This window comes from Nocardia pseudobrasiliensis NBRC 108224 (assembly GCF_001613105.1).
Taxonomy (GTDB): Bacteria; Actinomycetota; Actinomycetes; order Mycobacteriales; family Mycobacteriaceae; genus Nocardia; species Nocardia pseudobrasiliensis.
On sequence record NZ_BDBS01000017.1, the window covers coordinates 1 to 26476 of the forward strand.

Below are 26476 nucleotides of genomic sequence, written 5' to 3' on the forward strand. Positions count from 1 at the left end.
ACGCGCGCAGGCCGCGCGCCGCCGGGCCGCGGAAGTGGCCGCGGTGGTGGCGGATTCGGCCGAACGCATCGCCGCCGAACTGCAGGTCGTGGTCGGCGAGGCCGCGGCCCGCCGTGACGAGCTGGTTCGCCGCCGCACCGAATGCGCCGCCCAGGTCGATCAGACCAAGGAGCGCAGCCGCGCATTGACCGCCCAGCTGACCCAGCTCACCGATGCCGTACACCGCGACGAGGTGGCCCGCGCGGAGGCGGCGCTGCGCATCGAACAGCTCGAACACAACATCAGCGAGCAGTTCGGCATCGCGCTCGACGATCTCATCGCCGAATACGGCCCGGATGTGCCGATGCCGCCCTCGGCGTTGGAGATTCAGGAATACGAACAGGCCCGCGATCGCGGCGACCAGGTCAGCGAGCCGCAGCCGATGCCCTACGATCGCGCCACCCAGCAGCGCCGTGCCAAGCGCGCCGAGAAGGATCTGACCACCCTCGGCAAGGTGAATCCCCTTGCGCTCGAGGAGTTCGCGGCCCTCGAGGAGCGCTACACCTTCCTGTCCACTCAGCTCGAGGACGTCCGCAAGGCCCGTCAGGACCTGCTCGACGTGGTCGCCGAGGTGGATGCGCGCATCCTGCAGGTGTTCACCGAGGCCTACGAGGACGTCTCGCGCGAATTCGTCGGGGTGTTCGCCAAACTGTTCCCGGGCGGCGAGGGGCGGCTGCTGCTGACCGATCCCGCCGATATGCTCACCACCGGCGTCGAGGTCGAGGCGCGCCCGCCGGGCAAGAAGGTCAAGCGGCTGTCGCTGCTGTCCGGCGGCGAGAAGTCGCTCACGGCCGTCGCCCTGCTGGTGTCGATCTTCCGCGCCCGCCCCTCACCGTTCTACGTCATGGACGAGGTCGAGGCGGCGCTGGACGACACCAACCTGCGCCGGCTCATCGGCCTGTTCGAACAGCTGCGGGAGAAGTCGCAGCTGATCGTCATCACGCACCAGAAGCCGACCATGGAGATCGCCGACGCGCTCTACGGCGTGAGCATGCGCGGCGACGGCATCACCCAGGTCATCTCGCAGCGGCTGCGCGGGGAGAACCTGGTCGGGGCGGCGCCGAGTTAGGGCGTCAACGGTTCCGGCAGAACGGTGCAGTGTCGGACGATTCCCGACAACCCCGGCAGTTCAGCGGCGTCCGTCCATCGACCCGTGAGGTCGTCGGTCACGCTGTCGCTGTAGTGGTACGCGCCGAGCTCGGGATTGTCCAGGTTGTAGGCGTCCATATAGATGCGCCAGCGCCCGTCGGGCAGCTGGATGACGCATTGACCTTCACGAGGAGAGCCCCAGCCTGCCCAGTCCCCGGTCCGAATCAGCTGATACGGGCCCACCGGGGAGTCGGCCACGGCCAGCTCGATGAGTTTGGTGGATTCGTTCTTGACGAAGGCGTAGTAGCGGTTCTGCCAGATCTTGATGGTGGTGTCGATGTAGCCGAGCATGTCCGGTGCGGGGGAGAGTCCGAGCAGCGGTGTGGGTCGCCACGGTTGGAGCGTCGAGTCGACCGCGGTCAGGATGTGCGGTTGGAAACCCGGACCGGTATTGAGCGTTACCAGCACGTTCACCCCGCCCCGGCCGTCGATGAACCACTCCGGCGCCCACGTGTGCTGAATCCCGGCAATCGGAATACGGAACTCGTACAGGAAATCCCAGTCGACGCGGTTGACGCTGCGTGCGAATCCGATGGTGTCGCCGTCCCAGCCCGTCGTATAGGTCAGGTAGTACGCGCCGTCGATGAAGCGAAAGACGCTGGGGTCCCGGCACAAACCCTTCTTGTCCGTCGGGGCGGTCGGTGGAGTCGAGGCAGGATCGGCATAGGGCGGCCGGTAGGCGACCGCCTTCAGCAGCGAGAAATTCGTCGCGTCGGTCGACTCGTAGACATACATGTCGGTCTGGCTGTTGTTGGTGAACGCGGTCATCGTGTACCGCATCGGCGTATCGGTGGCCGCAGCGCGTCCGGATGTCATACCACTCAACGGTAGACTCGCCGCCAACGCGAGCATCGATCTGCGGGACAGCTGAGTCGGCGCCATTCGCCGATTATTCAGCGATTGGTGCTAAATATTTGCTGACACACCGAAACTGCGGCGTGTCACCCCTTTTTCACGCCGATCGCGCCGACCGTGTCGAAGTAGGTCGCGGTGGTCTCCTCGCCGTGATCGGGCCGCCAGAGCGGAACCCGCACCAGGCCGGGTTCGACGACATCGAAACCGTCGAACAGTGCGGCGATTTCGTCGAGGGTGCGCATGATCAGCGGAGTGGGCGTCTGCTTACTCATCTCGACCATGTCGGCGAGTTCCTGTGCGGGCCAATCGGCGCTGGTCATATGTGAGATCACCAGTACGCTGCCCGGGGCGAGCCGATCTCGCAGGGTGGCGATCATCGCATGCGGGTCGGCGGAGTCCGGGATGTAGTGCAGCAGCGCCACGAGCAGCAGTGCGACCGGACGATCGAAGTCCAGTAGCCGGTGCACCTCGGGTTCGGCGGCCAGGGCGTCCAGATCGCGGGCATCGCCGCGAATGGCGGTGGCCCATGGGATATCGGCGAGGATCCGGCGGCTCATGACGACCGCGACCGGATCGATATCGGTGTAGACCACGCGGGCGTCGACCTCGAGGTCGGCCAGGATCTCGTGCACATTGCCCGCCGTGGGAATGCCCGAGCCGACATCCAGGAATTGGCTGATGCCGTGTTCGGCGCAGTAGCTGACCGCGCGGCGCAGGAAGGCCCGGTTGGTCCAGGCCGAGCGCAGGCTGTGCGGCCATTGGCTGCGACCCAGTTCGGCCAGTTCGCGATCGATCTTGAAATTATGCGAGCCACCCAGTGCGTAATCGTAGATGCGAGCGATACTCGGCACGGTCGGGTCGATATCGTCGCTGGCCCAATCCGGTAGCAGCGGTGGGGTATCGGAGATTTCGGACATCGGGCCAACCACTCCCACGGGTGTTCGTCTTACACGGGCCGCTACGCGGCAGGCTTACCCTACCCGCTGGTGGTCAAATGTCCATTCCGTCCGGAATCACCGCGGGCGTCGCTCCGGCGCGGTGCCGGAGCGACGTTCGTGATTCGACGGCGCGGTGGTCCCCGGACGGGTCCGGTGTCCGAATCGTGTCAATCGGCGAGCAACGGCTTCAGCCGCGCCGCACCGGTTTCGGCGAGCCAGGTCTCGAGGGTGCGCATTTCCGGATGGATGACGCGCAGGGCCTCGATATCGGCGTGCCAGCCCCGGCCACCGCGGCTCTGCCGCCAGACCGACGCGATCTCCTTGCCCCGGGTCGCGGCCTCCGCCTCGCCGATCTCCTCGTAGCGGATCGGATGGCCGGTGGCCCGTGCGATGATCGCGGCGGCCTCGGGCATCGTATGGGCGTCGCCCGCCAATTCCAGTGTGCGGCCGTGGAATCGGTTCGGATCGGCGAACGCGCGGGCGGCGATTTCGGCGACGTCGGCGACAGAATCCGGGTCGAACAGCCCGGTAATCGGACGATAGCAGCGAAGTCGTCCGATCGGCCAGCAGCGACAAGGGATTCCGTAACGAAATGACCGCAGTACCCGAGGGCGAGCGCGCCGACGCGCGTCGCAATCGAGCCGCCGTCCTGTCCGCCGCGCAGGCGGCATTCGCCGAGCGGGGCATCGAGGTGTCACTGGCCGAGATCGCCCGGCGCGCCGGTGTCGGCGCGGGCACCGTACACCGGCATTTCCCGAACAAGCTGGACCTGCTGGAAGCCGTTGTCCAGCAACGGGTCGACCGGCTCACCGCCCTGGCGCTGGCGTACCGGGGCGCACCGGATCCGACGGCGGCGTTCCTGGATTTCTGCGCGGCCGTCGTCACGCGAACGCCGAACAACAAGGCGCTGTGCGATGTGGTCGAATCCGATGACGGCTGGCCGCGTGCGCTGCTGCGCGGTGCGGGGGAGCGGTTTCATCGCGCGGTGGAATCGCTGCTGGTCGCGGCGCAGTGCGCGGGTGGCGTGCGGGCCGACCTCACCGTCGCCGATGTACTCACGATCTTCACCGGCTGCGTTGCCATGCAGCGGGTTTCGGGCGAGAGCGAGCGGCTGTGCAGGCCCGCGGCGCTGATGTTGGCGGCGATGCGGGATGTGACGAAAGCGCCGAAGTCTCGTATCGATCGTAACGAAACAACTGTGAGTTACGTTACGGCCCCGCGCTGCCCGATCTGCGCTGCGCCGCTGCGGCATTCGGGCGCGGGCCGCCCCGCTCGCTACTGTTCGGCGGCCTGCCGCCAGAAGGCGCACCGGCGTCGACGCGCCGCCGAAGAAGCGGAATCTCGTTAGGCTGCACGTCGTGCGGACTTTCGTATGGGAGGGGATCGATGAGCGGCGTATGGAGATCGTGCGTGTCGAGAGCGCGGAGCGCGCGCACGGCACCCAGATCGGGCTCGTCTACGAATTGCGTTGGTGGCTCGAGGGTTCGACGCTGACCGTCGACGCGGGTGACGGCCCCGTGCGTCACGAACTGGACGGTTTCCGGCGAAAAGCATGCCGGAAAAATTGAGTAAGAAGATGGCACATCGCTTGCGGGCTCCCTCCCTCCCTACCACGCGTGCATGAATTCCCTTGTCCTCCCGGCACGCTTTTCGCCGGGAGGTTCGTCACCGTACCCGCCACCGCTGCCTACCTCGCACCGCAGCGGTATCAGGCCAACGGCGACGGGACCGTCCGCTTCATCTCCGGGGACTATCAGGCGCAGATCGACTTCGACGGGGACGGATTCGTGGTGCTGTACCACGACTATCTACGTCGTCTGCACCCCTGATCAAAGGCATACGGATCAGAGCAGATCGCTGACGTCGTCGGGCACGTCCACGGCGTATTTGCGCAACGTCTCCATCGGAATCACCTCGAGCGCGTTCTCATGGGTCGCGGCGAGCACCACCGGGGCGGCGACCCCGTCCTCATGGGCGTGTAACCAGCGCACGGCCACCACACACCACCGGTCGCCGGGCTGCAGACCGGGAAAGTTGTTCTCCGGACGCGGTGTGATCAGATCATTCCCGATCGACTTCTGGTGCTCCAGGAACTCCTGGGTCACGACCGTGCACACCGTGTGGCTGCCCAGGTCTTCCGGGCCGGTGCTGCAGCATCCGTCCCGATAGAAGCCGGTGAGAGGATCGGTGCCACACTCCTCCAGCGGTCCCCCAAGCACATTTCGATCGGTCACGTCGCCGATCCTATTGTCTCTGTGTTGGATTCGCCGCGCCTTCCGGCAGCGTGGTGTGCAGACGGCGGGAAAACTACGCTCGTAGCCATGCGGATTGCGTTCGGGACCGACGAATCGACCGATCTGACCCGCCATATCCGGCGGTGGCTGAGTGATCGCGGGCATGAAGTGGTCATCGTCGGCGAGGATATAGCCTGGCCCGAAGTCGGCCACGGGGTCGGTGCCGCCGTCGCCGGTGGCGAGGCCGAGCGCGGGGTGGTGTGCTGCTGGACCGGAACCGGCGTCTCGATCGCGGCCAACAAGGTCGCGGGCGTGCGGGCGGCCCTGTGCACCGACCGCGCCACCGCCGAGGGCGCCCGCAAATGGAACGACGCCAATGTGCTGGCCCTGGGCCTGCGCCTGACCTCCCCGACGGTGGCCGAGGAGATGCTCGAGGCGTTCCTGACCACCGAGCCCGACGCGTCGGAGGCGGACAACTTCGGCCGTCTCGGCTGACGAACATGCGGCCCGGCGTGCCGCAGACCACTTCGGGTGGTTCTGACAGGATGGGGCCGTGACTGCGCAAGCTTGGATTCTGATCGCCGCGATCGCCGCCGTGCTGGTGGTGGCGCTCGTGTCCGGATTCGTCCTGTACAAACGCCGCCGGGTCACACTGACTCCGGCCGCTCCCGACAAGGAGCTGGCCGATCGGTCCGGTGGATATACGGCATCCGGCGGATTCAACTTCAGTCAGGGCGGCCAGCCGGTCACCCTCGAGCGGACCGACGACGAGGGGCAGCCGCATATCGGTGACGACGCGGCGATTCCGCGGGACTCCGCGCGCCGGACCATCACCGATGTCCGGCTGCCCGAGGCGGATGTCGAGGAGACCCCGGTCGCCGAGGCCGTGCCCGTCGAGGAGACCGCTCCCGAGGAGCAGCCCGAACAGCCCGTCGCCGAAACCCCGGCGGTCGTCGAACCGGCCGAAACCGCCGCTCCCGCAACCCCGGTCGAGGAGATCGAGCCGACCAGCGGGCGACTCGTGCGTCTGCGCGGGCGGCTGGCCCGTTCGCAGAACGCCGTCGGCAAGAGCCTGCTCGGCCTGCTGGGCGGCGGCGATCTGGACGAGGACTCCTGGGAGGAGATCGAGGACACCCTCGTCATGGCCGATCTCGGCACGGCCAGTACCACCGCGATCGTCGAACGACTACGCGAGGAGTTGGCCGCCCGCACGGTCCGCACTCCCGAGCAGGCCCGCCAGGTGCTGCGCGATGTGCTGATCGAGGCGTTGCGGCCGGAGATGAACCGGGCCATCCGGGCGCTGCCGCACGACGATCATCCGTCGATCCTGCTGGTCGTGGGCGTCAATGGCACCGGGAAGACCACGACCACGGGCAAATTGGCCCGCGTGCTGGTCGCCGACGGCCGCCGCGTGCTGCTGGGCGCGGCCGACACCTTCCGCGCCGCGGCCGCTGATCAGTTGCAGACCTGGGGCGAACGGGTCGGCGCGGAGACCGTGCGCGGTCGGGAGGGCGCGGATCCGGCCTCGGTCGCCTTCGACGCCGTGAGCACCGGCATCACCAACGGCGTCGACGCCGTGCTCATCGATACCGCGGGCCGCCTGCACACCAAGACCGGCCTCATGGACGAGTTGGGCAAGGTCAAGCGCGTGGTGGAGAAGAAGGCCGCCGTGGACGAGGTGCTGCTGGTCCTCGACGCGACCGTGGGGCAGAACGGCCTCACCCAGGCCCGGGTGTTCGCCGAGGTCGTCGACATCACCGGCGTGGTGCTGACCAAACTCGACGGAACCGCCAAGGGCGGCATCGTCTTCCAGGTTCAGCACGAGCTCGGCGTCCCGGTGAAACTGGTCGGTCTGGGCGAGGGCGCCGACGATCTGGCCCCGTTCGAACCGGGCGCGTTCGTCGACGCGCTGCTCGGCTGATCGCGGTAATCAGGGCATTTCCCGCATTCGGACAGTATTCTCACCGAGAAGTACAAACCGCTCGTGAGAGCGGTGAAACATATACGCAACACCAGCAGTCGATCCGTTCACGCAGGTGAAACACCGCAGCGGCACGGATGAAACACCGACTAGCGAACCTTCTGTGCAGGCTCGTCGCCGTAGTTCTGGGCGGGCCCGAGATGAGGAGGAACAAGGTGGCGTATCCCTTGGTCGGTGTCCCGGACACCGGTGATACCGCATGGATGCTGGCGAGCTCGGCGCTCGTCTTGCTGATGACACCGGGATTGGCGTTCTTCTACGGCGGCATGGTGCGGTCGAAGAACGTGCTCAACATGATCATGATGTCCATCTCCGCGATGGGCGTCGTGGGCGTGCTGTGGGCAATCTACGGATTCTCGGAGGCCTTCGGCGACAACAAGTTCGGTGTCGTCGGCAACCCCGGTCAGTTCTTCGGGCTGAAGGGGCTGATCGGCGGTAACGGCGTGAAATCGGCCGCGGCCGATCCCGCCACCGGCGCCGCGGCCGTCTCCGGAACCGACATTCCGCTGGCGGGCACGATTCCGATGACGGTCTTCGTGGCCTTCCAGCTGATGTTCGCCATCATCACGGTGGCCCTCATCTCGGGTGCGGTCGCCGACCGCCTCAAATTCCGCGCCTGGCTGATCTTCGCCGCGGTCTGGGTGACGATCGTGTACTTCCCGGTGGCGCACTGGGTGTTCGACTTCGATGTCAAGGACGCCGCGGGCAATGTGGTGCACTCCGGCGGCTGGATCGCCAACAAGCTGCAGGCCATCGACTTCGCCGGTGGCACCGCGGTGCATATCAACGCCGGCGCCGCGGGTCTCGCGCTGTGTCTGGTGCTGGGTCGGCGCAAGGGCTGGCCGAAGACCGCGATGCGCCCGCACAATCTGCCGTTCGTGATGCTCGGCGCGGGTCTGCTGTGGTTCGGCTGGTTCGGATTCAACGCCGGGTCCGCGGTGAGCTCCAACGGCTTGGCCGGTTCGACATTCCTCACCACCACTTTCGCGACCGCCGCCGCCATGCTGGGCTGGCTGGTGGTGGAGAAGTTCCGCGACGGCAAGCCGACCAGCCTGGGCGCGGCCTCGGGCATCGTGGCGGGCCTGGTCGCTATCACCCCGTCGTGCTCGTCGGTGAACGTGCTGGGCGCGTTGCTGATCGGCGTGGTGGCCGGTGCGCTGTGCGCGCTGGCGGTGGGGCTGAAATTCAAGCTCGGCTTCGACGATTCGCTCGACGTGGTCGGCGTCCATCTGGTCGGCGGCATCGTCGGCACCCTCATGGTCGGCCTGCTGCTCGCCCCGGAAAGCGGCGCTTCGGCGGCTCTGGGCGGGGCCAAGGGCCTGTTCTACGGCGGTGGCTTCGACCAGCTGGGCAAGCAGGCCGTGGGCGCGTTCACCGTGCTGGCCTTCTCCTTCATCGTGTCGTTGATCATCGCTTACGTCATCAAATACACCATCGGCCTGCGTCCGTCGGAGGAAGAGGAGTTCGAGGGTATGGACGAATCGGAGCATGCTGAAACGGCATACGATTTCGCTGCTGTGGGTGGCACGGCACGTACCGCCGTCAAGGAGGCATGACGAAAATGAAACTCATTACTGCAATCGTCAAACCGTTTACGCTCGAGGACGTCAAGTCTGGTCTCGAGCAGGCGGGTGTGCTGGGAATGACGGTCAGCGAGGTTCAGGGCTACGGGCGGCAGAAGGGCCACACCGAGGTCTATCGCGGCGCGGAGTACTCGGTCGATTTCGTACCCAAGGTTCGTGTCGAGGTCGTCGTGGACGATGCCTCGGTGGACAAGGTCGTCGAGGTCATCGTCGAGGCCGCGCGCACCGGCAAGATCGGTGACGGCAAGGTCTGGGTCACCCCCGTCGATTCGGTGATCCGGGTGCGCACCGGCGAACGCGGCGCCGACGCTCTGTAAGGGAACAGACGAGCGGCGGCCCCGCCCCTACCGGATTCCGGACGGGCGGGGCCGCCCGCATTTCATGGGTGGTGGGTTGTGGGCAAGCAGCAGTCGAAGGATGAATCGCCGGGTGGCGCAAAGGATCTGGTGCGGGCGCGTGACCAGCTGCTGACGGGCGGCGATATCCGCCATCCGCGGTTGGATGCCGAGGCGCTGCGGCAGGCGCTGGTTGATCTGTACGAATTGTGGCTCACCACGAAGGGCGCCGAACTGGGCATCACCGGCGACAGCGGCTTCGCGGTCGTCGCGGTCGGCGGCCTGGGGCGTCGGGAGATGCTGCCCTATTCGGATCTGGATCTGATGCTGCTGCACGACGATATCGACGCCGAGCGGGTCGCCGAGGTCGCCGACAAACTGTGGTACCCGCTGTGGGACGCGCACATCAAACTCGATCACAGCGTGCGCACGGTGCCACAGGCGCTGCGGGTCGCCTCCGGTGATCTCACCGCCGGACTCGGCATGCTCGAGGCCCGTCACATCGTGGGTGACGCCGAGCTGAGCAACCTGCTCATCGGCGGCGTGCGCCGCGAGTGGCGTACCGGAATCCGTTCACGCTTCGGCGAATTGGTGGAACAGGCCGAGACGCGCTGGCGGCGCAGCGGAGAGATCGCCCATCGCGCCGAACCCGATCTCAAATACGGCCGCGGCGGACTGCGCGATATCCAACTGCTCGACGCCCTGGCCATAGCCCAGCTGACCGACGCGATGCCCGGCCTCGGACCGGATGTACCGGGCGGCGGGATGAAACAGGCCCGGCGGCGACTGCTCGACGTGCGCACCGAACTGCATCGCGTGGCCGGACGCGCCCGCGATCAGCTGCGCGCCCAGGACGCCGACGAGATCGGCGCGGCCCTGCGCATCGGCGACCGCTTCGATCTGGCCCGCACCCTCAGCGATGCCGCGCGCACGGTCGGCTATTCGGTCGACGTCGGATTGCGCACGGCCGCCAACGCACTGCCGCGTCGGGGGCTGGCCCGGCTGCGTCGCGTGCCGGTGCGCAGGCCGCTCGACGAGGGCGTGGTCGAACACGCCGGTGAGGTCGTGCTGGCCCGCGACGCGCGCCCGGCGAAGGATCCCGGCCTGATCCTGCGAGTCGCCTCGGCCTCGGCGCAGACGGGTTTGCCGATGGCCGCGACCACGCTCAACCGCCTCTCCGAGGACGCACCCGAACTGCGCGAGCCGTGGCCGCGCGAGGCGCTCAACGATCTGCTGGTACTGCTCGGCGTGGGGCGCGGCGCCATCGACGCGGTGGAGGCGCTGGATCGAACCGGACTGTGGGGCAGGCTCTTTCCGGAATGGGGCGCGGTCCGCGATCTGCCGCCCCGCGATCCGATGCACACCTGGACCGTGGACCGGCATCTGGTGGAGACCGTCGCCTACGCCAGCGGCCTGATCACCCGGGTGGCGCGCCCGGACCTGCTGCTGCTGGGCGCGCTACTGCACGATATCGGCAAGGGACGCGTCGAGGATCACAGCGTCGTGGGCGCGGAACTGGCCACCCAGATCGGCCGTCGGCTGGGCCTGTGGCCCTCGGATGTGCACACCCTCAGCGCGATCGTGCGTCATCATCTGCTGCTGCCCGACACCGCGACCCGCCGCGATCTGGCCGATCCGGAGACCGTGCGCATGGTCGTCGACGCACTCGACGGCGATGCCCAACTGCTGGATCTGCTGCATACGCTGGCCGAGGCCGATTCGCTGGCCACCGGACCCGGCGTCTGGGGCGATTGGAAGGCGTCGCTGATCGGGGAACTGGTCCGCCGCTGCCGCCTGACCATGGCGGGTGAGCAACTGCCGCAACCGGATCCGATCGAGCCGGAACTGCTGGACAAGGCCAAGGCGGGCGGGGTGCATGTGGAGCTGCGGCCCGGCGAGGGGCGCTACAGCCATGTCGTCACGGTCATCGCCCCCGATACGCCCGGCCTGCTGTCGGACGCGGCCGGCGTCCTGGCGTTGCATTCGCTGCGGGTGCTGTCGGCCTCGTTGGGCGGGGCGGGGGAGTCGGCGATCGATACCTTCGTCGTCACACCGAAATTCGGCGATCCGCCCGATGCGGGTCTGCTGCGCCAGGAACTCATCCGGGCGGTCAACGGCGATCTGGATGTGGCGGGCGTACTGGCCAAGCGCGAGCGCGAGGCCGGGCGGCGACCCAGTCCGTACGCGCAGGCCGCCCCGCGAATCAAGTGGAGCGACACCACGATTCCGGGTCAGGTGCTGCTGGAATTGCGCGCCGAGGACCGGGTGGGACTGCTCAGCAGGCTGGCGGCTACGCTGGCCCATGCCGGCGCCGACGTCCGCTGGGCCAAGGTGATCACCATGGGCGCGGCCGTGGTCGACTCGTTCTGCCTGGATTTCGGTGCGACCGACACCCCGGCGCGCCGGGCCGACATCGAGGCTGCGCTGCTGGCGGTGGTTCCGCATCCCGAGCCGAAGAAACCGACGGAAACGGACATCCGGGCGGGGAACGAATCGAATTACTGAGCGGTAGCCCCGAGCGATTGTTGCTGGCAAACCTGTCGTTTGCCGGTTAACCAGATCGTTGCATGTGGCCTGCCGCAACTTGTGCCGCGGACGCTGGAGTCCACTCTAATATCAGGTTCGTCCGAGCTTCGCAGTGCTGGTCGAGCGTGAGGGGAGCGGGATCGGTGGCCATCGAAGTGGTGTCCTCGTCGATCATGACCAGCGATCTGACCCAGCACATCGCGCGCTGCGTCGGTGGCGATCGCTGGGTGGTGTCCTGGTTGCCCGGACGGACGCTGTCGGGACGGCAGGCGGTCACGGCCATGACCATCGCCTCGACCGTCGCCGATCGGGAGGAGCTCAGCGAGGCGGTGTGGTCGAGCTTGGATGCCATGGCCCTGGAGCTGGGCCTGACCGCGCGCGAGGCGGTCGGCATGGTGGCTTCGGAGAACCACGATATTCGCCAGACCCCACGGCCTCGGCGGCGAGCGCTCGACTAGGCCCCGTACCCTGGTATATCGAGTGACATCCCCTCGAGAAACCAGGAGCGCGATCGGTGTTCGAATCCCTGTCCGACCGGTTGACCGGTGTCCTGCAGGATCTGCGCGGGAAAGGACGCCTGTCACCGGCCGATATCGACGCGACCGCACGGGAAATTCGACTCGCCCTGCTCGAGGCCGACGTCGCACTGCCGGTGGTGCGTCATTTCATCGCGCGAATCAAGGAGCGCGCCAAGGGCTCCGAGGTGTCGGCGGCCCTCAACCCGGCCCAGCAGGTCGTCAAGATCGTCAACGAGGAGCTCATCGGCATCCTCGGCGGTGAGACCCGGCGACTGCGGTTCGCCAAGAATCCGCCCACGGTCGTCATACTCGCCGGTCTGCAGGGCGCGGGTAAGACCACCCTGGCCGGAAAGCTCGCGAAATGGCTGAAGGACCAAGGACATACGCCGCTGCTGGTGGCCTGTGACCTGCAGCGCCCCGGCGCGGTCACCCAGCTGCAGGTGGTCGGCGAGCGGGCCGGTGTGCCGGTGTTCGCACCGCATCCGGGCACCTCGGTCGGCGGCGGCGAGAACCCGCTCGGTGTCACGGCGGCCGACCCGGTCAACGTGGCGCAGGCGGGCGTCGAGGAGGCCCGCCAGAAGCAGTACGACGTGGTCATCGTCGACACCGCCGGTCGTCTCGGCATCGACGAGGAGCTCATGCGCCAGGCCGCGGGCATCCGCGATGCCGTGCAGCCGGACGAGACGCTGTTCGTCCTCGACGCCATGATCGGTCAGGACGCGGTCACCACCGCCGAGGCCTTCCGCGACGGCGTCGGCTTCACCGGCGTGGTGCTCACCAAGCTCGACGGCGACGCCCGCGGCGGCGCCGCGCTGAGCGTGCGCGAGGTCACCGGCGTGCCGATCCTGTTCGCCTCCACCGGTGAGAAGCTCGAGGACTTCGACGTCTTCCACCCGGACCGCATGTCCAGCCGCATCCTCGGCATGGGCGATCTGCTCACCCTGATCGAGCAGGCCGAACAGGTCTACGACCAGAAGCAGGCCGAGGAGGCCGCACGCAAGATCGGCTCGGGGGAGATGACCCTCGAGGACTTCCTCGAGCAGATGCTCGCCATCCGCAAGATGGGCCCGATCGGCAATCTGCTCGGCATGCTGCCCGGTGCCGGGCAGATGAAGGATGCCTTGGCCGCGGTCGACGACAAGCAGCTGGACCGGGTGCAGGCCATCATCCGCGGTATGACCCCGGCCGAGCGCGACAATCCGAAAATCATCAACGCCTCGCGCCGTCTGCGCATCGCCAACGGTTCGGGCGTGACGGTCTCGGAGGTCAATCAGCTGGTCGACCGGTTCTTCGAAGCCAAGAAGATGATGGCGATGATGGGTCGGCAAATGGGCCTGCCCGGCGGTCGCGGCGGCAAGAACAAGAAGGGCAAGAAGGGCAAGAAGGGCGGACGCGGTCCGACGCAGCCGAAGATGCGCGGCGGCTTCCCGGGTATGCCCGGAATGCCGGCGATGCCCGGCGGTACGCCCGCGGGTTTCCCGGACCTGTCGGATATGCCCGCGGGCCTCAACGAACTGCCGCCCGGGCTCGAGGGTATCGATCTCTCCAAGCTCAAATTCCCGAAGAACTAGGCGCGCCCCCGCAGTAGGTTGTGATCATGCGACTGCATCTGCGGGGCGTAATCCTGCCGGGCGATGAGGTCCGCGACCTGTGGGTGTGCGACGGGGTGATCTCGTTCGAGCCCGTGCGCGATGCCGAAACCCTGTGCGGCGCGGGCTGGATCGTGCCCGGACTGGTCGATGCCCACTGCCATGTCGGAATCCGATACGGCGGTGGGCACGAGGACCGCGAGGGCGCGCTCGCGCAGGCCGAGATCGAGCGCGACGCCGGGGCGCTGCTGCTGCGGGACGCGGGTTCGCCGATCGATACCCGCTTCATCGATGAGCGCGCGGATCTGCCGAAGATCATTCGCGCGGGCCGCCACATCGCCCGGCCCAAGCGCTATATCCGCGAACTCGGTATCGAACTCGACGACGAACGCGACCTACCGCAGATCGTCGCCGAACAGGCGCGGGCGGGCGACGGCTGGGTGAAGATCGTCGGCGACTGGATCGATCGATCCGCCGGTGATCTGCGCCCGCTGTGGAGCGACGCGGTGCTGAAGGAGGCCATCGACGCCGCCCATCGCGAGGGCGCCCGGGTCACCGCGCACGTCTTCGGCGAGGACGCGCTGCCCGGATTGATCGAGGCCGGAATCGACTGCCTCGAGCACGGCACCGGCCTGACCGACGAGACCATCGAGATGATGGTCCATCACGGCACCGCGCTCGTGCCCACGCTGATCAATATCGACACCTTCCCCGAAATCGCCGACAGCGCTACGAAATTCCCCGTCTACGCGGCCCATATGCGCGATCTGCACGCTCGAGTGCGCGAGACGGTCGCCGCGGCGCATGCGGCCGGGGTACCGATCTACACCGGCACCGATGCGGGCGGCTCCATCCGCCACGGCCGCATCGCCGATGAGATCGAGGCCCTGGCCGGGGCCGGGCTGTCGCGGCACGAGGCGCTGGCCGCGGCGTCGTGGCGCGCGCGGGAGTGGCTGGGGCGACCCGGTATCGAGGCGGGCGCACCGGCGGATTTCGTTGTGTATGAGCGGGATCCGCGCACCGGACGAAATGTGCTCGACGCGCCCGCGTTCGTCGTACTGCGCGGACGGGTCTATCCGCGTCGCGACCCGGTGACCGGACATCGTTGAGCCGCCCCGGGATTCATGGTCGTGTGCGCCGCGCGGGCAGCCGATAGAATCCGACGGCACGGCTCATCGAGGAGAGGTGCGGCCATGAGTTCGATCTCGACGGGGGAGCGGCGCGGCGACTACGGCGTGGACGCGCCTCCGGTCCTGCTGGTCCTCGGCGGATTCACCCTGCTGTACCTGCTGCTGGCGGTCATCCTCGGCCCCGCCTTCGACGCCGCGGTCGGCTGGTTCTTCCTCGCCTTGGGCCTCGTCATGGGCGTCCAGTTCGCCGTCTACCTCTACGCCACCCGTCGCGGCAAATTCGCCGTCTGGGACGACCTGCTCGACGAGTTGTCCCTACACGGCGACGAACACCTGCTCGACATGGGCTGCGGCCGCGGCGCGGTCCTGCTCGCCGCCGCCCGCCGCCTCCCGCACGGCAAGGCGGTCGGCGTGGACCTGTGGCGCTCGGCAGATCAGTCCGGCAACGCCCGGCAAGCCACCCAGGCCAACGCCACCGCCGAGGGTCTGGCCGACCGCGTCGAACTCCACACCGGCGATATGACCGCCCTCCCATTCCCCGACGACAGCTTCGACACAGTCGTCTCGAGCCTGGCCATCCACAACATCAAATCGCCCCAGGCGCGCGCCACCGCCATCAGCGAGGCCCTACGCGTCCTGCGCCCGGGCGGGCGACTGCTGATCGCCGACATCTCCCGAGCCCGCGAATACCATCGGGTCCTCACCGAATCGCCTGCGCACGACGTCACGATCCGTTCCCTCGGCTGGCGCATGTGGTGGGGCGGGCCGTGGATGCCGACGAGGGCGGTTTCGGCCACTGCGGCGTAACACACGGCTTTGAGTTGATTGTGATCAGCCATGTCAGAATGGGGTCTGTTAGAGGAACAGCGCCTTCACTACCGACGCGAGCGGACGTGATCATGACCATGAGCGCCGAGGTTTCGACGATTCATCCCCTGGGCCCCACGACTGTGGAAGACTGGCTGGCCGAAGATCAGCCTGCCGATGGTTCTCGACTCGAGCTCATCCTGGGGCACCTCTACATGACACCGCCGCCTACGGGCTCGCATCAGCATGCCACCTTCCGACTTTCGCGTTGTCTGGACGATGCGTTGATGGATGCCGGTCGCGATGATCTACATGTACTTCCCGGAGTCGGTGTTCGACTGAACACAGCGTTCCGGACCGGGGTCATTCCCGACATTGTCGTTGTGGACGTAGATGTCGACCACACCAGCTTTGAACCCGACAATGTGGTTCTAGCGGTGGAGGTTTGGTCGCCGGGCAACACGCGAGCGGAGCGCGATACCAAAGTGGCCGCCTATGCGGGCGCGCGTATCCCATATCTCTGGATTGTCGAGCTGCCGGAGGGTCAACCCGCCAAGTTCTGGGGGTACCGGCTCGGTCAAACCGTCTATCGGCAGGAGGTCTATGCCGAAGCTGGTGAGGTGGTCATGCCTCCAGCTCCGGTAAAGGTCGAGGTGCCGACAGCGGACCTGAACTGATTCGGCCCCGATTTCATCGGCTGCCCTCCCATCTGGCAGAATGGCAGATCGTCCTCGTCGAGGACGGTGTCAGCCCGTCTCCGGTTCCGTACCGCGCGGCGGTCACAGCACCTGACGCAAAACCGGGCCCACACCCCGTGTGAGTCGCTGAATTGCGACCGTGACCAAACCATTGAAAGGCATCAACAGCACATGGCTGTCAAGATCAAGCTCACCCGGCTCGGCAAGATCCGCAACCCGCAGTACCGCATCGTCATCCAGGACGCGCGGACCCGTCGCGACGGCCGGGCCATCGAGAGCATCGGCAAGTACCACCCCAAGGAGGAGCCCTCGCTGATCGAGGTCGACTCCGAGCGCGTGCAGTACTGGCTGGGCGTCGGCGCGCAGCCGACCGAGCCGGTCAAGCGTCTGCTGGAGATCACCGGCGACTGGCAGAAGTTCAAGGGCCTGCCGGGCGCCGAGGGCACCCTGAAGGTGAAGGCCGCCAAGCCGTCCAAGCTGGACCTGTTCAACGCCGCGCTGGCCGCCGCCGACAACGAGCCGGTCACCGAGGCCGTCACCCCGAAGAAGAAGGCCGCCAAGAAGGCCGACGAGGCTGCGGCCGAGACCGAGGCTGCGGAGTAATGACAGCCGTCGTCGCCGATGCGGTTGAGCACCTGGTTCGCGGCATCGTCGCCAATCCCGATGACGTCCGCGTCGAGCTGATCACCAGCCGGCGCGGGCGCACCGTCGAGGTGCACGTGCACCCGGACGATCTGGGCAAGGTGATCGGTCGTGGCGGCCGTACCGCGACCGCGCTGCGCACCCTCGTCGCCGGCATCGGCGGCCGGGGCATCCGGGTCGACGTGGTCGACACCGATCAGTAGATGGAACTGGTTGTCGGGCGGGTCGCCAAATCCCATGGTGTGCGGGGCGAACTCGTGGTCGAGGTGCGCACCGACGAGCCCGAACTGAGGTTCGCGCCCGGCACCGTCCTGCGCGGGCGCGCGCCCCGCTCGACGGCGACACAGCAGTACACGGTGGAGTCGGCTCGGGAGCATTCGGGCCGACTCCTCGTACGCCTGGACGGCGTCGCCGATCGTGGCGCCGCGGATGCGCTGCGGGGCACCGTCTTTCTGGTCGACACCGCCGATCTGCCGCCATCGCAGGATCCGGACGAGTACTACGACCACGAACTCGAGGGCCTCACGGTGAAACTCGGTGACGGCGCCGTGGTCGGCGAGGTCACCGAGGTCCTGCATTCGGCCGCGGGCGAACTGCTTTCGGTGCGCGCCGCCGACAACGGCCGCGAAATCCTGATTCCGTTCGTGACCGCGATCGTGCCGACCGTATCGATCGCCGAGGGCCTGATCGTCATCGATCCGCCCGAGGGCCTGCTCGACGAGGAGTGAACGATGGGCACCGACTCCGCCCTGCGGATCGATGTGATCACGATCTTCCCCGAATACCTCGAACCGCTGCGAACGGCTTTGCTGGGCAAGGCGATCGATAAGGGCATCGTCGAACTGGACGTGCACAATCTGCGCCGCTGGACCCACGACGTCCACCAGGCCGTCGACGACGCGCCCTACGGCGGTGGTCCCGGCATGGTCATGAAACCGACCGTCTGGGGCGACGCGCTCGACGAGGTGTGCCCCGACGACGCGCTGCTGGTCGTCCCGACCCCCGCGGGCGTGCCGTTCACCCAGGCCACCGCCGAGCGCTGGTCCGCGGAAAAACACCTGGTCTTCGCCTGCGGCCGTTACGAGGGCATCGATCAGCGCGTGTTCGACGACGCCGCCCGCCGCGTACGCGTCGAAGAGGTCAGCATCGGCGACTACGTCCTGATCGGCGGTGAGGCCGCGGTCCTGGTGATCGCCGAAGCGGTCGTTCGCCTCATTCCGGGCGTATTGGGCAATCAGCAATCCCACCAACAGGATTCGTTCTCCGACGGCCTGCTCGAGGGCCCGTCCTATACCCGCCCGGTCACCTGGCGCGGTCTGGACGTCCCGGAAATCCTGCTGTCGGGCAATCACGCCAAGGTCGACGACTGGCGGCGTGAGCAGTCGTTGGAGCGCACTCGACAGCGCCGTCCGGACCTGCTTCCGCCACAGTGATCCCGAAGAGTGTTGCTGAACAACTGATTTCGTGAGGACATGGGTAACTCGCCGGGTACGTCCCGAGCTGAACCACGCAGTTGCGTAAGACCTGTGACCAACGGTCGCGGCACCCACTTGTATGGCCTGAAACGCGGAGAGGCGGAACAGTCCCTGTAGTGTCTTCCCGCGTGACGACAGCCTCCGAACCCGTCAGCACCGCAGCCGCTGATTCCGCGCAGCCCGCCGGAACCGTCCGCCTCGCCAGCGTCGGCCGTCGCATCGCCGACGAGCTGAACGTGCGCGACGAACAGGTCCGCGCCGCCGTGGAACTGCTCGACGGCGGCTCGACCGTGCCGTTCATCGCTCGGTACCGCAAGGAGGTCACCGGCGGACTCGACGACGCGCAGCTGCGGCAGCTGGAGGAGCGCCTGCACTACCTGCGCGAACTGGACGAGCGCCGGGGATCGATCCTCGAATCCATCCGCGGCCAGGGCAAATTGGATGCCGCGCTGGAGCAGCAGATCATGCTCGCCGAGACCAAGGCCCGGCTCGAGGACATCTACCTGCCCTACAAGCCCAAGCGCCGCACCAAGGCCCAGATCGCCCGCGAGGCCGGACACGAGCCCGTCGCCGACGCGCTGCTGGGCGATCCGACCACCGATCCGGCCCAGTACAACGCCGAACAGCTCGACGGCGCCCGCGCGATCCTGGTGGAACGCTTCGCCGAGGACGCCGATCTGGTCGGCGAACTGCGTGAGCTGATGTGGAACCGCGGTCAGATCTCCTCGCGGGTTCGCGCCGGCAAGGAGGAGGCCGGTGCGAAGTTCTCCGACTACTTCGAATTCAACGAACCCTTCAGCAAACTGCCCTCCCATCGCATCCTCGCCCTGCTGCGCGGTGAGAAGGAGGAGATCCTCACCCTGCACCTCGAGCCCGATACCGAGGAGCCCGAGGCGGGCGAGCGCACCATCTACGAGGGCCGCATCGCACTGAAATTCGGTATCGCCGATCAGGGTCGCGCCGCCGACACCTGGCTGCTGGACACCGTGCGCTGGGCCTGGCGCACCAAGCTGCAGGTGAGCCTCGGCATCGATGTCCGCATGCGGCTGCGTCAGTCCGCGGAGAAGGACGCCGTCGACGTCTTCGCCGCCAATCTGCGCGATCTGCTGCTGGCCGCGCCCGCGGGCACCCGCACCACCATGGGCCTGGATCCGGGCTACCGCACCGGCGTCAAGGTCGCCGTAGTCGACGGCACCGGAAAGGCCGTCGCCACCGAGGTCATCTACCCGCACAAGCCGCAGGGCCAGACCGAGAAGTCGCTGGCCGTACTGGGTGCGCTGGTCGCCCGGTTCAATGTCGAGCTCATCGCCATCGGCAACGGCACCGCCTCGCGCGAGACCGATGCCCTTGCGGCCGAGCTGATCTCGCGCATCCCGGAGAACAAGCCGACCAAGATCGTGGTCTCGGAGGCGGGCGCGTCGGTGTACTCGGCCTCGGCCTACGCCTCGGCCGAACTACCGGATATGGACGTCTCGCTGCGCGGCGCGGTCTCGATCGCCCGCCGCCTGCAGGATCCGCTGGCCGAACTGGTGAAGATCGATCCCAAGTCGATCGGTGTCGGCCAGTACCAGCACGACGTGTCCGAGACGCTGTTGGCTCGTTCGCTGGGCGCGGTCGTGGAGGACGCGGTGAACGCGGTCGGCGTCGATGTGAACACCGCCTCGGTGCCGCTGCTGTCCCGCGTCTCGGGCATCTCGTCCGCGGTCGCGGAATCGATTGTGGCCCACCGCGACCAGAACGGCCCGTTCCAGAGCCGCACCGCCCTGCTGAGCGTGCCGCGTCTGGGACCGAAGGCCTTCGAGCAGTGCGCGGGCTTCCTGCGCATCCGCGGCGGTGACGATCCGCTGGACACCTCGTCGGTACACCCCGAGGCCTATCCGGTGGTCCGCCGCATTCTCGACGACACCGGCCGCGGCGTCCTCGAACTCATCGGCAACACCTCGGTGCTGCGCTCGCTGCGCCCGGAGAAGTTCACCGACGAGAAGTTCGGTGTCCCGACCGTCACCGATATCATCGCCGAGCTCGAGAAGCCCGGCCGTGACCCGCGCCCCGAATTCAAGACCGCCGAATTCGCCGCGGGCATCGAGAAGGTCGCCGACCTGAAGCCCGGCATGGTGCTTGAGGGTGTGGTCACCAATGTCGCGGCCTTCGGCGCCTTCGTCGACATCGGCGTCCACCAGGACGGCCTGGTCCACGTCTCGGCCATGTCCCACAACTTCGTTCGCGATCCCCGTGAGGTCGTGAAGTCCGGTGATGTGGTGAAGGTCAAGGTCTTGGAGGTCGACGTCGCCCGCCAGCGCATCGGCCTGTCCCTGCGCCTGGACGACGAGCCCGGCGCGGGCGGTAAGCCCGATAAGGGTGAGGGCCGCGGTCAGGGCCAGAACCGCGGCGGTGGCGGCAATCAGCGCCAACGCGGCCAGGGTCAGGGCCAGAACCGCGGCAACCAGAACCGCGGCGGCAACCAGCGCCGCAATGCCCCCGAACCCACCGGTTCGATGGCCGACGCGCTGCGTCGCGCGGGCTTCGGCCGCTAGACAGACGCACTCGATCGGCCGCCCCGGCTTCCCGGGCGGCCGATCGTCGTGTCACCTATGTGGCACTCCGGTGAGATCGGGCGCGTCCTCCGACATCTGATCGACCACCGAGGTTCGGCGGATGGTCGGATCTTTGCTGCACAATGTGGCAGGCGGACCGATCCCGAGACCGGACAGGCGGAGACGACTGGCATATGGCGGACTTTCGACGGTGGCTCGACGATTCCGTGATCGGCACGGGGCGACTGCCGCTGATGTGCTTTCTGCTCGGATTCATCGTGGGGTTCTTGTTGATTCGGCTGAGCGTGCGGTTGATTCGCAAGCAGGTGCGCTGGTGGCCGGGCAATCTGCGGGCCGGGAATGTGCATATCCACCACATGGTGTTCGGCGTGGTGCTGGTGTTGCTGTCGGGGATCGGGATGGTCACGATGTATCAGAGCGGCGTCGGAACGGTCAGCGCGCTGGCCGCGGCCTTCGGCGTGGGCGCGGCGCTGGTGCTCGACGAGTTCGCGCTCATCTACTACCTGCGTGATGTGTACTGGGAGGAGCAGGGTCGCACCTCGGTCGACGCGGTATTCGTCGCGCTCGCGGTGACGGGACTGCTGCTACTCGGCTTCCATCCGCTGTGGCTGCTGGACATCAACGACATCCGGCACGACACAAGCGTGGCGGGACGTTCGGCCGTCACCGTCTTCGCCGTGGTGAATCTCGTACTGGCCGCGATCGTCATTGCGAAGGGCAAGATCTGGACCGGGTTGTTCGGAATGTTCTTCCTGCCGTTGCTGATTGTTGGCGCGCTGCGGCTCAGTCGCCCGGGAGCGCCCTGGGCGCGCTGGCGCTACGCGGGCCGGTACCGGCTCATGCAGCGCGCGATCCGCCGCGAACGCCGCTATCGCCGACCTGTGATTCGCGCCAAGATTTTCGTCCAGGACCTGATAGCGGGCAAACCGGACGTAGCGCACATTCGCCGCGCGGCCGAGGAGGAATTGGCCAGGACCGTGGTGCCTGCCCCCGCTCCACCGCATCCAAACCGTGGTAGCCGACACGTTGCTGGTACTCCATAGGGCTGCCACTGTGGAAGAATGACCTATGTAGTCGGGGATTATCTGCTCGATCGGTTGCATGAACTCGGCGTCACCGAGATCTTCGGCGTACCAGGCGATTTCAACCTCCGCTTTCTCGATCACGTCGTCGCTCACGACGGCGTGCGCTGGGTCGGCGGCGCCAATGAGCTCAACGCCGGATACGCCGCCGACGGCTACGCCCGACTGCGGGGCATCGGCGCGGTGGTGACCACCTACGGCGTCGGCGAGCTGAGCGCGACGAACGCGATCGCGGGCAGTTACGCCGAGCGCGTGCCCGTGGTTCATATCGTCGGCGTGCCCGCCAAGGACATCCAGGCGCACCACCGCGTGGTCCACCACACCCTCGGCGACGGCGATTTCCACCATTTCCGCCGGATCGCCACCGAAATCACCTGCGCGCAGGCCGATCTCGGCGCGGCCGACGCCTGCGCCGAGATCGATCGCGTACTGCGCGCGGTGCGGGTGCATCGGCGGCCCGGCTACATCATGCTCGCCACCGATGTGGCCCAGGTCGAGGTCGCCCCGCCGAGCGCGCCGCTGGACCCACCGTCCGACTTCTCCAGTCCCGGCGCTCGCGCGGCCTTCGAGCGGGCGGCACGGGAATTCCTCGGCGGCAAGCAGGTGACCGTGCTGGCCGACGTGTTCGTCGACCGGGTCGGCGCGACCGAGCGACTGCGCAAGCTCGTGACCGGTGCGAATCTGCCGCATGCCACGCTGGCCTGGGGCAAGACCCTCGTCGACGAATCCGCGGCCAACTTCCTGGGCGTCTACTCCGGCGCGGCCTCCGAGCCGGCCGTCCGCGACGCGGTGGAGGAGGCCGAGCGGCTGGTGACCGTCGGCGTCCAGTTCACCGACACGACCACCGCGGGCTTCAGTCATCGTGTGGATCCTCGCCGCACGATCGATATCGGCGCGGATCGGACGGTTATCGGCGGTGTCGACGCCTACGCCCCGCTGTCGCTACCGACGGCGCTGGAGATTCTCACCGAGATCGCGGCCGAATTCGCGCCCGTCGAGCCGCCCGAACACGCCGAGCCCGCGGGCCGACAGCCACCCGCCGACGGCCCGCTGACCCAGGCCGCGCTGTGGCCGCTGGTCGCGGATGCCCTGGGCGACAACAACATCGTGGTCGCCGATCAGGGCACGGCCTTCTTCGGACTGGCCACCCAGCGCATGCCCGCGGGCATCACCTTCCTCGGCCAGCCGCTGTGGGGTTCGATCGGCTACACCCTGCCCGCCGCCCTGGGCGCCGGACTGGCCTGCCCGGACCGCAGACCCGTACTGGTGATCGGCGACGGCGCCGCGCAACTGACCGTGCAGGAACTCGGCGTCTGGATCCGCGAACGGGTGCCCGGGGTGATCGTGCTGGTCAACAACAACGGCTACGCCGTCGAACGCGCGATCCACGGCGAGCGCGCCCCCTACAACGACATCGTGGCCTGGCGCTGGGATGCCCTACCGCACGCCTTCGGCGCCGATCCGGACACGGTCACGGTGCTGCGGGCCCGCACGATAGCCGAGCTGCGCGATAGCCTGAACGCCGCCGCGGCCGCCCGCGACCGGCTGGTGCTGCTCGAGGTGTTCACCGATACCGTCGACTATCCGCCCTTCATGATCGAGGTTTCGGCGGCGATCACGGCCGCGAATTCGAGGTCGTGAGCGTGGGTCGGCCCCGATTAACGGTGCGGTCGCGCGATCTGGCACAATAATCGGGTTGCCCTGGGCCCCGCGGCCCGGCGCACCGCCCATATCCGGAGCACGAACCGGTCCGAGCTGTAGCCGCCAGGTTCCTCTGTTCACGCGAACTTCCAAAAGGACGGAAATGAACACCCTCGACTTCGTCGACGAATCGTCGCTGCGCACCGATGTCCCCGACTTCCGGCCGGGTGACACCATCAACGTGCACGTGAAGGTCATCGAAGGTAACAAGGAGCGCATCCAGGTCTTCAAGGGCGTCGTCATCCGGCGTCAGGGTGGCGGCATCCGCGAGACCTTCACGGTCCGCAAGGTCTCCTTCGGTGTCGGCGTCGAGCGCACCTTCCCGGTGCACAGCCCGAACATCGACCACATCGATGTCGTGACCCGCGGCGATGTCCGCCGGGCCAAGCTGTACTACCTGCGCGATCTGCGCGGCAAGGCCGCCAAGATCAAGGAAAAGCGCTGAGCGGCAGACTCGACCGAAAGACCCCCGGTTCACCCGGGGGTCTTTTGTTTGGCATTCATGGAATACCCTCAGGCTGTGGCACGCCCGCCCCGGGTGCGCTGGGCTAGTCTGTTCGGCGTGGCAGAGGAGAGTGAGTCGGTGACGGTGCCGGAACCAGGCGACGAACGCGCGGGCGACCCCTCGCCGAGGCGGCGGCGCATACGCGGCGACAAGAGCAAGAAGAAGAATCGCCCGTTCTGGCAGGAACTTCCGATCCTGATCGTCATCGCCGCCGTGATCGCGGCGCTGGTCGTGAATTTCATCGGCCGCCCCTATGTCATTCCGTCGGAATCGATGGAACCGACCCTGCACGGCTGCACCGGCTGCACCGGCGATCGCATCTACGTCGAGAAGTTGAGCTACGACTTCGGCGATCCCAAGCCCGGTGATGTGGTGGTCTTCGTCGGACCCACCGATTCGTGGAACCGGACCTACCACTCCAACCGGTCCAGCAATACCGTGGTGCGCGGCATCCAGAACTTCTTCTCCTTCTTCGGCCTCGTCCCGCCGGATGAGAACGACCTGGTCAAACGGGTTATCGCGACCGGCGGTCAGACCGTGCAGTGCTGTGACGCCCAGGGTCGCGTCCTGGTCGACGGCAAGCCGATCGATGAGCCGTACGCCCGCTACCTCTACCCCTATGTCCCGGGTCTGCCCTATGCCTCCTCGGCCGCGCAGGGTCGCGAGTTCCCGCTGGTCAGAGTGCCCGCCGGACATCTGTGGGTGATGGGCGACAACCGAAACCGTTCCGCGGACTCGCGCGCCCACATGGATGACCAATACCAGGGCACGGTGCCGGTGGACGATGTACGTGGCAAGGCCGTGTTCAAGATCTGGCCGCCGAGCCGGATCGGACCCGTGCGTGCGCAGAACCCGCAGTAGCGGGCTCGCGCGCAGGTGAACGCAGTCGGCCACGCATAATCGAATGGTGGGTGCAGTGGGGCGCAATCAACAGCGCGTCGCTCGGAATGGTAAGGGCGACAAGAGGATTCGGCCGATCGCTGTGCGCAGTGGGGACTGGCCCCCGCGCGTGGTGATGCGCAAGGCCGGTGGCCTGCGCACGCTCGAGGCGGCGCTGATCCGCGGTGGTCTGGGCCCGGTCGCGGGCGTCGACGAGGCCGGGCGTGGTTGCTGCGCGGGTCCGCTCGTGGTGGCGGCCTGTCTGCTCGCACCCAAGGCCTACGATTCGCTGGCCGAACTCGACGACTCCAAGAAGCTGACCGAGGCCACCCGGGAGCGGCTGTTTCCGGTGATCAAGCGCCGGGCGCTGGCGTGGCAGGTGGTGGTCGTGCCGGCCTGGGAGATCGATCGGATCGGCATCCACGTCGCCAATATCGAGGGAATGCGCCGCGCGGTCATGGGTTTGGACGCCGAACCCGGCTATGTGCTGACCGACGGCTTCCGGGTGCCCGGCATTCCGGTACCGTCGCTGCCGGTGATCGGCGGTGACGCGACGGCGGCGTGTATCGCCGCGGCGAGCATTCTGGCGAAGGTGACCCGCGACCACCTGATGGTCGAGATGGATCGACGGCTGCCCGGTTATGGATTCGCCGCACACAAGGGCTACAACACGCCCGACCACATGGCCGCGCTCAAAGAGCTCGGCCCCAGTAGTGAACACCGCCGCTCCTGGCGAAACGTCCGGCTGACCGATGTGATGGACCCGGTGGAGATGGAACCGGACATGCCGGATGGGACGCGAGTGGCTGCCGATGCCGCGCATGCGAGATGATGTCAATACCCCGCAGAAGTGGCCAGAAGGAGGACGTTCCACCCGATGAGTGCCGAGGACCTCGAGAAATACGAAACCGAGATGGAGCTCTCGCTGTATCGCGAGTACAAAGACATCGTCGGTCAGTTCTCGTACGTGGTGGAGACCGAGCGCCGCTTCTATCTCGCCAATTCCGTCGAACTGCGCCCGCAGAACGCCGACGGTGAGGTGTATTTCGAGGTGCGCATGTCCGACGCCTGGGTGTGGGACATGTATCGCCCGGCCCGCTTCGTCAAACACGTGCGCGTCATCACGTTCAAGGACGTGAACATCGAGGAGCTGGAGAAACCGGACCTGCGTCTGCCGGAGTGACCCCGGTTTCTCCACAGCTTTTCCGTTGTCCACAGCTCATCTGTTTTCCCAGGTCGGCTCGTCGGCCCAGAC

At 67.3% G+C, this 26476-nt stretch carries 29 protein-coding genes; 25 read left to right on the forward strand and 4 right to left on the reverse strand.

What is annotated here, in order from left to right:
- Window positions 1-1108 (forward strand): AAA family ATPase (locus NP4_RS15285; protein WP_156524915.1); only part of this gene is annotated, 1108 nt, incomplete at its 5' end.
- Here NP4_RS15285 and NP4_RS15290 read toward each other — a convergent pair.
- The 3 genes from NP4_RS15290 to NP4_RS43545 form a co-directional block, all read right to left on the reverse strand.
- Entirely contained in the window at window positions 1105-2004 is a 900-nt protein-coding gene (locus NP4_RS15290; protein ID WP_114755465.1) for a glycoside hydrolase family protein, read from the reverse strand. The two genes, NP4_RS15285 and NP4_RS15290, sit on opposite strands and share 4 nt — an antisense overlap.
- Before the next feature lie 125 nt (window positions 2005-2129).
- Window positions 2130-2960, reverse strand: a complete 831-nt coding sequence (locus tag NP4_RS15295) for an SAM-dependent methyltransferase (RefSeq protein ID WP_067998196.1) — start codon at window positions 2958-2960, stop codon at window positions 2130-2132.
- A 188-nt stretch (window positions 2961-3148) separates the two neighbouring features.
- Complete coding sequence (locus NP4_RS43545) at window positions 3149-3652, reverse strand: NmrA family NAD(P)-binding protein (protein WP_114755484.1); 504 nt, start codon at window positions 3650-3652, stop codon at window positions 3149-3151.
- Between NP4_RS43545 and NP4_RS15305 the strand changes: the two genes are divergently transcribed.
- Genes NP4_RS15305 through NP4_RS15310 form a run of 3 tightly spaced genes read left to right on the forward strand, consistent with a single transcriptional unit; the run spans window position 3574 to window position 4810 of the window.
- Entirely contained in the window at window positions 3574-4329 is a 756-nt protein-coding gene (locus NP4_RS15305) for a TetR/AcrR family transcriptional regulator (RefSeq protein ID WP_067998199.1), read from the forward strand. The genes NP4_RS43545 and NP4_RS15305 overlap by 79 nt on opposite strands.
- A gap of 10 nt (window positions 4330-4339) precedes the next feature.
- Window positions 4340-4549 carry a hypothetical protein gene (locus tag NP4_RS40945; protein WP_147287842.1) on the forward strand — a complete coding sequence of 70 codons (210 nt, stop codon included), beginning with the start codon at window positions 4340-4342 and terminating at the stop codon, window positions 4547-4549.
- A gap of 48 nt (window positions 4550-4597) precedes the next feature.
- Window positions 4598-4810: a putative glycolipid-binding domain-containing protein gene (locus tag NP4_RS15310; RefSeq protein WP_067998200.1), complete on the forward strand. Its 213-nt coding sequence runs from the start codon at window positions 4598-4600 to the stop codon at window positions 4808-4810.
- Window positions 4811-4825: 15 nt separating this feature from the next.
- On the opposite strand, the gene NP4_RS15315 is transcribed toward NP4_RS15310, so the two are convergent.
- Window positions 4826-5215, reverse strand: coding sequence for a DUF2237 family protein (locus tag NP4_RS15315; RefSeq protein ID WP_067998201.1), 390 nt, complete (start codon window positions 5213-5215; stop codon window positions 4826-4828).
- An 87-nt stretch (window positions 5216-5302) separates the two neighbouring features.
- Here NP4_RS15315 and NP4_RS15320 point away from each other — a divergent pair, with 87 nt between their 5' ends.
- The 21 genes from NP4_RS15320 (at window position 5303) to NP4_RS15420 (ending at window position 26404) form a co-directional block, all read left to right on the forward strand.
- A complete protein-coding gene (locus tag NP4_RS15320) occupies window positions 5303-5710 on the forward strand; it encodes an RpiB/LacA/LacB family sugar-phosphate isomerase (protein ID WP_067998203.1) in 408 nt (135 codons plus the stop codon).
- Window positions 5711-5768: 58 nt separating this feature from the next.
- Window positions 5769-7136: a signal recognition particle-docking protein FtsY gene (ftsY, locus tag NP4_RS15325; RefSeq protein ID WP_067998204.1), complete on the forward strand. Its 1368-nt coding sequence runs from the start codon at window positions 5769-5771 to the stop codon at window positions 7134-7136.
- Window positions 7137-7336: 200 nt separating this feature from the next.
- Window positions 7337-8752 (forward strand): ammonium transporter, encoded by a 1416-nt coding sequence (locus NP4_RS15330; RefSeq protein WP_114755467.1) that lies wholly within the window; start codon window positions 7337-7339, stop codon window positions 8750-8752.
- 5 nt (window positions 8753-8757) lie between these two features.
- Complete coding sequence (locus NP4_RS15335; protein WP_067998258.1) at window positions 8758-9096, forward strand: P-II family nitrogen regulator; 339 nt, start codon at window positions 8758-8760, stop codon at window positions 9094-9096.
- 78 nt (window positions 9097-9174) lie between these two features.
- Window positions 9175-11619, forward strand: coding sequence for a [protein-PII] uridylyltransferase (locus NP4_RS15340; RefSeq protein WP_067998208.1), 2445 nt, complete (start codon window positions 9175-9177; stop codon window positions 11617-11619).
- 164 nt (window positions 11620-11783) lie between these two features.
- Entirely contained in the window at window positions 11784-12098 is a 315-nt protein-coding gene (locus NP4_RS15345) for a hypothetical protein (RefSeq protein WP_245996984.1), read from the forward strand.
- Window positions 12099-12154: 56 nt separating this feature from the next.
- Window positions 12155-13729: a signal recognition particle protein gene (gene ffh / locus NP4_RS15350; protein WP_067998210.1), complete on the forward strand. Its 1575-nt coding sequence runs from the start codon at window positions 12155-12157 to the stop codon at window positions 13727-13729.
- Window positions 13730-13752: 23 nt separating this feature from the next.
- Window positions 13753-14856, forward strand: a complete 1104-nt coding sequence (locus tag NP4_RS15355; RefSeq protein WP_211335763.1) for an amidohydrolase family protein — start codon at window positions 13753-13755, stop codon at window positions 14854-14856.
- An 84-nt stretch (window positions 14857-14940) separates the two neighbouring features.
- The gene (locus NP4_RS15360; protein WP_067998211.1) at window positions 14941-15684 is read left to right on the forward strand and encodes a class I SAM-dependent methyltransferase; all 744 of its coding nucleotides are present in this window, start codon (window positions 14941-14943) and stop codon (window positions 15682-15684) included.
- Between the two features lie 92 nt (window positions 15685-15776).
- A complete protein-coding gene (locus NP4_RS39915; protein ID WP_169813740.1) occupies window positions 15777-16361 on the forward strand; it encodes a Uma2 family endonuclease in 585 nt (194 codons plus the stop codon).
- A 192-nt stretch (window positions 16362-16553) separates the two neighbouring features.
- Window positions 16554-16985 carry a 30S ribosomal protein S16 gene (gene rpsP / locus NP4_RS15370; protein ID WP_067998213.1) on the forward strand — a complete coding sequence of 144 codons (432 nt, stop codon included), beginning with the start codon at window positions 16554-16556 and terminating at the stop codon, window positions 16983-16985.
- Entirely contained in the window at window positions 16985-17227 is a 243-nt protein-coding gene (locus tag NP4_RS15375; RefSeq protein WP_067998215.1) for an RNA-binding protein, read from the forward strand. The genes rpsP and NP4_RS15375 overlap by 1 nt, the downstream gene beginning before the upstream one ends.
- On the forward strand, window positions 17228-17752 hold the full coding sequence (gene rimM / locus NP4_RS15380) for a ribosome maturation factor RimM (protein ID WP_067998217.1): 525 nt from the start codon (window positions 17228-17230) through the stop codon (window positions 17750-17752). It begins immediately after the preceding gene.
- 21 nt (window positions 17753-17773) lie between these two features.
- Window positions 17774-18457 (forward strand): tRNA (guanosine(37)-N1)-methyltransferase TrmD, encoded by a 684-nt coding sequence (gene trmD / locus NP4_RS15385; RefSeq protein ID WP_067998269.1) that lies wholly within the window; start codon window positions 17774-17776, stop codon window positions 18455-18457.
- A 260-nt stretch (window positions 18458-18717) separates the two neighbouring features.
- Window positions 18718-21033 carry a Tex family protein gene (locus NP4_RS15390; protein ID WP_067998270.1) on the forward strand — a complete coding sequence of 772 codons (2316 nt, stop codon included), beginning with the start codon at window positions 18718-18720 and terminating at the stop codon, window positions 21031-21033.
- 194 nt (window positions 21034-21227) lie between these two features.
- The gene (locus NP4_RS15395) at window positions 21228-22097 is read left to right on the forward strand and encodes a hypothetical protein (protein ID WP_067998218.1); all 870 of its coding nucleotides are present in this window, start codon (window positions 21228-21230) and stop codon (window positions 22095-22097) included.
- Between the two features lie 18 nt (window positions 22098-22115).
- Complete coding sequence (locus NP4_RS15400) at window positions 22116-23777, forward strand: alpha-keto acid decarboxylase family protein (protein ID WP_067998219.1); 1662 nt, start codon at window positions 22116-22118, stop codon at window positions 23775-23777.
- 163 nt (window positions 23778-23940) lie between these two features.
- On the forward strand, window positions 23941-24282 hold the full coding sequence (rplS, locus tag NP4_RS15405; protein WP_062511629.1) for a 50S ribosomal protein L19: 342 nt from the start codon (window positions 23941-23943) through the stop codon (window positions 24280-24282).
- 117 nt (window positions 24283-24399) lie between these two features.
- A complete protein-coding gene (gene lepB, locus NP4_RS15410) occupies window positions 24400-25203 on the forward strand; it encodes a signal peptidase I (protein ID WP_067998220.1) in 804 nt (267 codons plus the stop codon).
- A 121-nt stretch (window positions 25204-25324) separates the two neighbouring features.
- Complete coding sequence (locus NP4_RS15415) at window positions 25325-26053, forward strand: ribonuclease HII (RefSeq protein WP_373863838.1); 729 nt, start codon at window positions 25325-25327, stop codon at window positions 26051-26053.
- Between the two features lie 45 nt (window positions 26054-26098).
- Window positions 26099-26404, forward strand: coding sequence for a DUF2469 domain-containing protein (locus tag NP4_RS15420; protein ID WP_011210678.1), 306 nt, complete (start codon window positions 26099-26101; stop codon window positions 26402-26404).
- Window positions 26405-26476 lie beyond the last annotated feature (72 nt).

Excerpts from the sequence above, each read along its gene's own strand:
- NP4_RS15290 (WP_114755465.1), bottom strand. The coding sequence starts at position 2,004 with ATGACATCCGGACGCGCTGCGGCCACCGATACGCCGATGCGGTACACG.
- NP4_RS15295 (WP_067998196.1), bottom strand. The coding sequence starts at position 2,960 with ATGTCCGAAATCTCCGATACCCCACCGCTGCTACCGGATTGGGCCAGC.
- NP4_RS15305 (WP_067998199.1), top strand. The coding sequence starts at position 3,574 with ATGACCGCAGTACCCGAGGGCGAGCGCGCCGACGCGCGTCGCAATCGA.
- NP4_RS43545 (WP_114755484.1), bottom strand. The coding sequence starts at position 3,652 with ATGCCGCCTGCGCGGCGGACAGGACGGCGGCTCGATTGCGACGCGCGT.
- NP4_RS15320 (WP_067998203.1), top strand. The coding sequence starts at position 5,303 with ATGCGGATTGCGTTCGGGACCGACGAATCGACCGATCTGACCCGCCAT.
- NP4_RS15330 (WP_114755467.1), top strand. The coding sequence starts at position 7,337 with ATGAGGAGGAACAAGGTGGCGTATCCCTTGGTCGGTGTCCCGGACACC.
- NP4_RS15335 (WP_067998258.1), top strand. The coding sequence starts at position 8,758 with ATGAAACTCATTACTGCAATCGTCAAACCGTTTACGCTCGAGGACGTC.
- NP4_RS15360 (WP_067998211.1), top strand. The coding sequence starts at position 14,941 with ATGAGTTCGATCTCGACGGGGGAGCGGCGCGGCGACTACGGCGTGGAC.
- NP4_RS39915 (WP_169813740.1), top strand. The coding sequence starts at position 15,777 with ATGACCATGAGCGCCGAGGTTTCGACGATTCATCCCCTGGGCCCCACG.
- rpsP (WP_067998213.1), top strand. The coding sequence starts at position 16,554 with ATGGCTGTCAAGATCAAGCTCACCCGGCTCGGCAAGATCCGCAACCCG.
- NP4_RS15375 (WP_067998215.1), top strand. The coding sequence starts at position 16,985 with ATGACAGCCGTCGTCGCCGATGCGGTTGAGCACCTGGTTCGCGGCATC.
- rimM (WP_067998217.1), top strand. The coding sequence starts at position 17,228 with ATGGAACTGGTTGTCGGGCGGGTCGCCAAATCCCATGGTGTGCGGGGC.
- NP4_RS15395 (WP_067998218.1), top strand. The coding sequence starts at position 21,228 with ATGGCGGACTTTCGACGGTGGCTCGACGATTCCGTGATCGGCACGGGG.
- NP4_RS15400 (WP_067998219.1), top strand. The coding sequence starts at position 22,116 with ATGACCTATGTAGTCGGGGATTATCTGCTCGATCGGTTGCATGAACTC.
- rplS (WP_062511629.1), top strand. The coding sequence starts at position 23,941 with ATGAACACCCTCGACTTCGTCGACGAATCGTCGCTGCGCACCGATGTC.
- NP4_RS15420 (WP_011210678.1), top strand. The coding sequence starts at position 26,099 with ATGAGTGCCGAGGACCTCGAGAAATACGAAACCGAGATGGAGCTCTCG.